This window comes from Cobetia sp., from assembly GCF_983723665.1.
This window is the reverse complement of record NZ_CFDJES010000085.1, coordinates 8,228-13,211: the sequence shown is the minus strand read 5'-3', so window position 1 is coordinate 13,211 and position 4,984 is coordinate 8,228. Positions and strand designations below refer to the sequence as shown.

Below are 4,984 nucleotides of genomic sequence, written 5' to 3'. Positions count from 1 at the left end.
CGCGATATTGGCAGGTCACCTTTCAGCAGTTCGTCACTCGTTGAACGACAAGGAACCCCAGTGGAACTCACCGTCTGGCTGGCATATGTCAGCGTCATCACCGCCTTGATCACCTTTCCCGGACCGTTTGCGTTGCTGTGCATGGATCATGGCCTGCGCCACGGTCGACGCCGCTCGTTCGCAACGGTGGCGGGCGGGGCGGCGGCGTCACTGGTGTTGATGGCCTTGTCGTCGCTGGGCCTCGGCGCGGCATTGGCGGCCTCCGAGACGGGATTTCTGGTGCTGAAGATCGTCGGGGCGCTCTATCTCATCTATCTGGGCATTCAGGCCTGGCGGGCGCCATCCCAGCCGGTGGTGTTCGATGTCGTGGGGGAAGACGGGCAGATGCGCGCCCGAGCCACGCGTTGGCAACTGTGCCGCAAGGGCTTCGGTATCGGGATCAGCAACCCCAAGGACCTGCTGTTCTTCGGCGCGCTGTTTCCCAACTTCATCGACATGGCCCAGCCGCAGCTGCCCCAGTTCGTGGTGCTGGCGCTGACCTGGCTGGTGGTGGACCTGCTGACGATGAGCACCTACGCCCATGCGGGTTCCAGCATCAGTCGCTGGTTTGATAGCCACCGGCGCGTGCGGCTGTTCAATCGCACCACGGGCAGTCTGTTCGTCGTGGCCGGCGCGGGACTGGCGGCGTCGCATCGCTGAGCAGAGCCCCGCTCTATTGCACAAGACGTGAAGCGCACGAAGACGACAACGGCACCCGAGGGTGCCGTTGTCGTGTCTGGAGCCTGTCGATCATCAGCGCTTTCGGGATCAGCGCTCAGGGCGTGATTCGAGATACCTGCTCAGCAGCTCGCGATCTTTATTGGAGACCTTCTGGTTCCAGCTTTCCACCACATGCTGGCTGGCCTCCTCGAGGGCATCCTGCAGCTCAGGCGGGGCCGGCGTGATCAGCTTCGCGCCGTTCTCCTGCAGAGTGGCGTAGGCCTCGTCCAGCACGCTGTGGGTGGCCGTCCAGCCGGCAGACTCGGCGGCATGCGCGGCATCGATCAACGCCTGCTGCTGCGCCTCTGTCAGGTCGTCGAAGCTATCGCGATTCATGTGGATGATATTGAGCGGCATCGCGTAGTTGAGCGTGGTGAAGTGGGGCATGTAGCGGTAGAGCTCCGCACTGACACCGCCCATCGCGGAGGTCAGCGCGCCGTGGATGCTGCCACCGGGCAGCAGGGGTTTGAGCTCTCCCCAGCTCATGACCTGAGGCGCCGCGCCCAGATTGAGCAGCACACGCTGCGTGTTGCGGTCGTAGGTGCGGATCGGCATGTCCTTCAGGTCATCACCGTCAGCGATGGGCGCTTTCGACCACAGGCCGCTGGGCGTCCACGGCAGGGCATACAGCAGGATCTGGTTGTACTCGGCGAGCAGTTCCTCGTAGCGCGGCTTCGCGACCACGTACAGGCGGTGAGCTTCATCGAGGTCGTAGGCGATCGCCGGCAGCGAGGAGATGCCGAAGAAGGGGGCTTCCTCGGCGAGCGCGCCACTGAGTGTCGCGGCGATGTCGATGACACCGCCGGCGGTGGCCTGCAGGTGACTGGCGGAGCGAATGTCCGAGCGCAGCGTCAGCGTCAGGTCGCCTTCGGACTGGCTGGCGACCTGCTGGCTGAATTCGGCAGCACGTTGGCCCATCATCGTGTCGGGCTCGTAATCGCTGCTCATGCTGAGGGTCGTCTGGGCATGCGCGCTGAGTGCGCTGATCAGGCCTGCCGTGGCCAGGCCAGCGGACAACAGCGCGGAAATGCGTGAGGAAGACGTCATGGGGAATCCTTTCTTTTTGTCATTGACCTTTGCCCGCTAGGGTAGTGCATGCCTGCGTTTATGCTCAGGTGAATCGTGACGTCGCGCATTTTCCCTGCGCTGTCGGGAGAGGTTGCCGCGTGGGGTGGCCGTCATGGCCAAGGTCGGTGGCGTGGGCGCGCGCCTGACTCACAGGGCATCGCGTTGTGCGAGATAGCGATCCAGCAGTTCGCTTTCCTCGAGGTCAACCTTGCTGCGCCAGCTCTCGATCACGCTGACACTGGCGCGTGCCAGTGAGCGCTTGAGTTCGGGCGAGAGCGGATTGCTGACCGTCACGCCGGCCTCTTCCAGCTGGGCATGGGTCTGCTCCAGGACGCTGGCGATAGCGTTCCAGCTGGTGTCTTCAATCTCGGTCGCGGCGCTGAGAAGGGCCTCGCGCTGGGTGTCGTCGAGCGCTTCGAAGCGTGACCGGCTCATGTGAACGATATTGAGCGGCATGGCGTATTGCAGCGCGGTGTAGTGGTCCAGCGTGCGGTTGAGCTCAGCCGTCAGGCCGCCCAGGGCCGAGGTCATCACCGCCTCGATACGGCCTTCGGCCAGTTGCTGTTGCATCGGCTCCCAGCCCAGCACGGTAGCGATGGCGCCAAGGTTTAGCAGTACGCGCTGGGTATTGCGGTCGTAGGCCCGCACGGGCACGCCCCGGAGGTCATCGCGTGTGGTGATCGGCTTGCGCGACCACAGCCCGCTGGGCGGCCAGGGCAGGGCGTAGAGCAGAATCTGGTCATGCTCTTCCAGCAGCGCTTCATAGCTGGGGCGCGCCAGACGGTAGAGTTCGCGCGCCTGATGCGGGTCATCGACCAGGGTCGGCAGCGAGCTGAGGCCGAACAGCGGCATATCGGCGGCCAGCGCGCCGCTGTGGGAGTCGGCCAGCTGGATGATGTCGGCGTTGATGGCCTCGAGGTGATTCACCGAGCGCAGCCGACTCAGCGGGCCCTCTCCGAAGGTGATCTCGAGCTCGCCCCCGCTGAGCGATGCTACCTGATCGACGAACTGCTGGGCGCGCTGGCCCATCATGGTCTGGGGGCCGTATTCGCGGCTCATGGTCAGCTCGACAGGCTCCGCCTGGGCGGGCGTGCCCAGGGTGGCAAGGCCCAGCGCCAGGCTCACGCCGAGCGCTCTCTTGATGCCGAACATTCTCTTCATGTCGTGCACTCCCTGTATGACAAGCACTGCCTTCATGCCGCTACGCTGTCCGATTGGCATTCGTCGTCATCCATCCATAGGGGGTAAATCAAGTATCCCTCAAAAGTGCAGGGTGTGCTGTCGCTGTCTCGATCAACGCTTCCCTGGTTGCCCTGTTTCACGCCTGCACCGGCACGATTCGGGAGGAGCAACGGGCGTTGAACTGCCAGTTGGCGCAATGTGGTCTACGCTCAGAACATGGCTGTGCAACTGCCCTGACACGAACTCCGCGCCGGGACCGCATGGCCGGATTGTCGACGACTGTCAACGGGAGGTAGACCACATGCTGACCCACGTATGGGGCTTGATGGCGCATCCGCAACGGGAATGGCAGACCATCCGCAAGGAACACGAATCCATCACCCACCTCTACGCACATCATGTGCTGCTCATGGCGCTGGTGCCTGTCATCTGTGCCTATATCGGGACCACGCAGTTCGGTTGGAGCCTGACGGAAGGCCACGCCATTCTTCTGGAGCCACTGGATGCCTTCTTCGCCGGTATCGCGTTCTATATCGCCATACTGACAGCGATCGGCTTCATGGGCACTGTCATTCACATGCTCTCGCAGCGTTTCTCGGGGCACCCCAGCCGCCGGCGTTGCATCATCTTCGCGGGCTATGTCGCCACGCCGATGTTCCTCGCGGGGCTGGTCGCGCTCTATCCCGTCATCTGGGTGTGTATCCTCGCGGGCACCATTGGCCTGTGTTACAGCGCATACCTGCTGTATCTGGGCATTCCGCCACTGCTCGACATCTCCAACAAGGAAGGCTTCCTCGTCACCGGGTCGACACTGGGGATCGGGGTGCTGGTTCTCGAGGGCCTGCTGGCGGTCACCGTGCTGCTGTGGGGGTATGGCGCACGCTGGTTCATGTAGTCCTTCGCGGCACGTAGGCGTCAGTCTGCTGATGCCATCGGCGCGAAAAAGCGTCTCTGCAACGCCTCGCCTTCATCGGCGGGGCGTTGTCGTTTTGCGCGCGGGTTGGCGCGTGGCACTTGTGCTCGGTGGCGGCGGCGTGGAAAGTGTTGGACTCAATCGACAGTGTGGAAGAAAGCGCATGGACAAGTTTGAACAGCGACTGGAGCAGGCTGCGCGGGCTGCATGGTTGTCATATGTCGGTGGACGGACCCAGGACGACATCGCGGTTCAGCTGGGGGTGTCGCGCCCCGGCGTGCAGCGCCTGCTGTCGTTGGCGCGCCAGGAGCGGCTGGTCAAGATCTCCATCGATCATCCCGTGGCCAGCAGCATGGCGCTGTCGGATACGCTGGTGGAGCACTTCGGGCTGAGCTTCTGCGATGTGGTGCCCTCTGACACCCAGTCACCGGAGAGCATCGCGGAGTATCTGGCGGTGGCGGGTGCCGAGCGCCTGGCGTTCTATCTCGGTCGCCAGCAGCCACAGACCATCTCGCTGAGCACCGGGCGTGCGGTACGCGCGGCGGTGGAAGCGCTGAGTCGCAGCGAGCGCCCCCAGCATCGCATCGTGTCACTGGTCGGCAATGTGGCGCTGGATGGCTCCTCCAACCGCTATGACGGCGTGATGCTGCTGGCGGACAAGATCGGCGCTGATCGCTTCCTGCTGCCCGCGCCCGTGGTGGCGGCCAGCATCGAGGAGAAGGAGTCGCTGCAGGGGCAGAATCTGGTCAAGGCGGTGTTCAAGGTCGCCTGTGAGGCCGATGTGGGCATGATCGGCATCGGGCGTCTCGATGCCCAGGCGACGCTGTTCCAGGATCAGTTCATCAGCGCCGCCGAGCGCGATGAGCTGATGGAAGTCGGTGCCGTGGGCGAGTTGATGGGCTGGCCGCTGGACACCCATGGCCGGCTGATCGATTGCCCGCTGGCGCAGCGCATCACCAGTGTGCCGCTGACCTCGCTCAAGGCGCAGCCGCTGATCGGGCTGGCGGGCGGGCACGACAAGGTGCCGGCCATCCTGAGTGCGTTGCGCGGTGGTTGGCTGCA

5 protein-coding genes are annotated in these 4,984 nt (G+C 64.0%); 3 read left to right on the top strand and 2 right to left on the bottom strand.

All coding sequences use genetic code 11. The annotated features are described in order from the left end of the window. Positions 1 to 60: 60 nt before the first annotated feature. Positions 61 to 699 carry a LysE family translocator gene (locus tag AC4FAH_RS09800; RefSeq protein ID WP_287020400.1) on the top strand — a complete coding sequence of 213 codons (639 nt, stop codon included), beginning with the start codon at positions 61 to 63 and terminating at the stop codon, positions 697 to 699. Between the two features lie 108 nt (positions 700 to 807). Here the strand turns inward: AC4FAH_RS09800 and AC4FAH_RS09795 are convergent, their stop codons facing one another. Both AC4FAH_RS09795 and AC4FAH_RS09790 read right to left on the bottom strand, forming a co-directional pair. Continuing rightward, positions 808 to 1,806, bottom strand: a complete 999-nt coding sequence (locus AC4FAH_RS09795) for a TRAP transporter substrate-binding protein (RefSeq protein WP_490245959.1) — start codon at positions 1,804 to 1,806, stop codon at positions 808 to 810. 168 nt (positions 1,807 to 1,974) lie between these two features. Next, positions 1,975 to 2,988 (bottom strand): TRAP transporter substrate-binding protein, encoded by a 1,014-nt coding sequence (locus tag AC4FAH_RS09790; protein WP_490245958.1) that lies wholly within the window; start codon positions 2,986 to 2,988, stop codon positions 1,975 to 1,977. Between the two features lie 322 nt (positions 2,989 to 3,310). Between AC4FAH_RS09790 and AC4FAH_RS09785 the strand changes: the two genes are divergently transcribed. Together AC4FAH_RS09785 and AC4FAH_RS09780 are read left to right on the top strand one after the other, a co-directional pair. Next, complete coding sequence (locus tag AC4FAH_RS09785; RefSeq protein WP_082388794.1) at positions 3,311 to 3,904, top strand: Yip1 family protein; 594 nt, start codon at positions 3,311 to 3,313, stop codon at positions 3,902 to 3,904. 181 nt (positions 3,905 to 4,085) lie between these two features. After that, the coding region (locus AC4FAH_RS09780) for a sugar-binding transcriptional regulator (protein WP_490245957.1) at positions 4,086 to 4,984 on the top strand (899 nt) is incomplete at its 3' end.

Excerpts from the sequence above, each read along its gene's own strand:
- AC4FAH_RS09795 (WP_490245959.1), bottom strand. The coding sequence starts at position 1,806 with ATGACGTCTTCCTCACGCATTTCCGCGCTGTTGTCCGCTGGCCTGGCC.
- AC4FAH_RS09790 (WP_490245958.1), bottom strand. The coding sequence starts at position 2,988 with ATGAAGAGAATGTTCGGCATCAAGAGAGCGCTCGGCGTGAGCCTGGCG.
- AC4FAH_RS09785 (WP_082388794.1), top strand. The coding sequence starts at position 3,311 with ATGCTGACCCACGTATGGGGCTTGATGGCGCATCCGCAACGGGAATGG.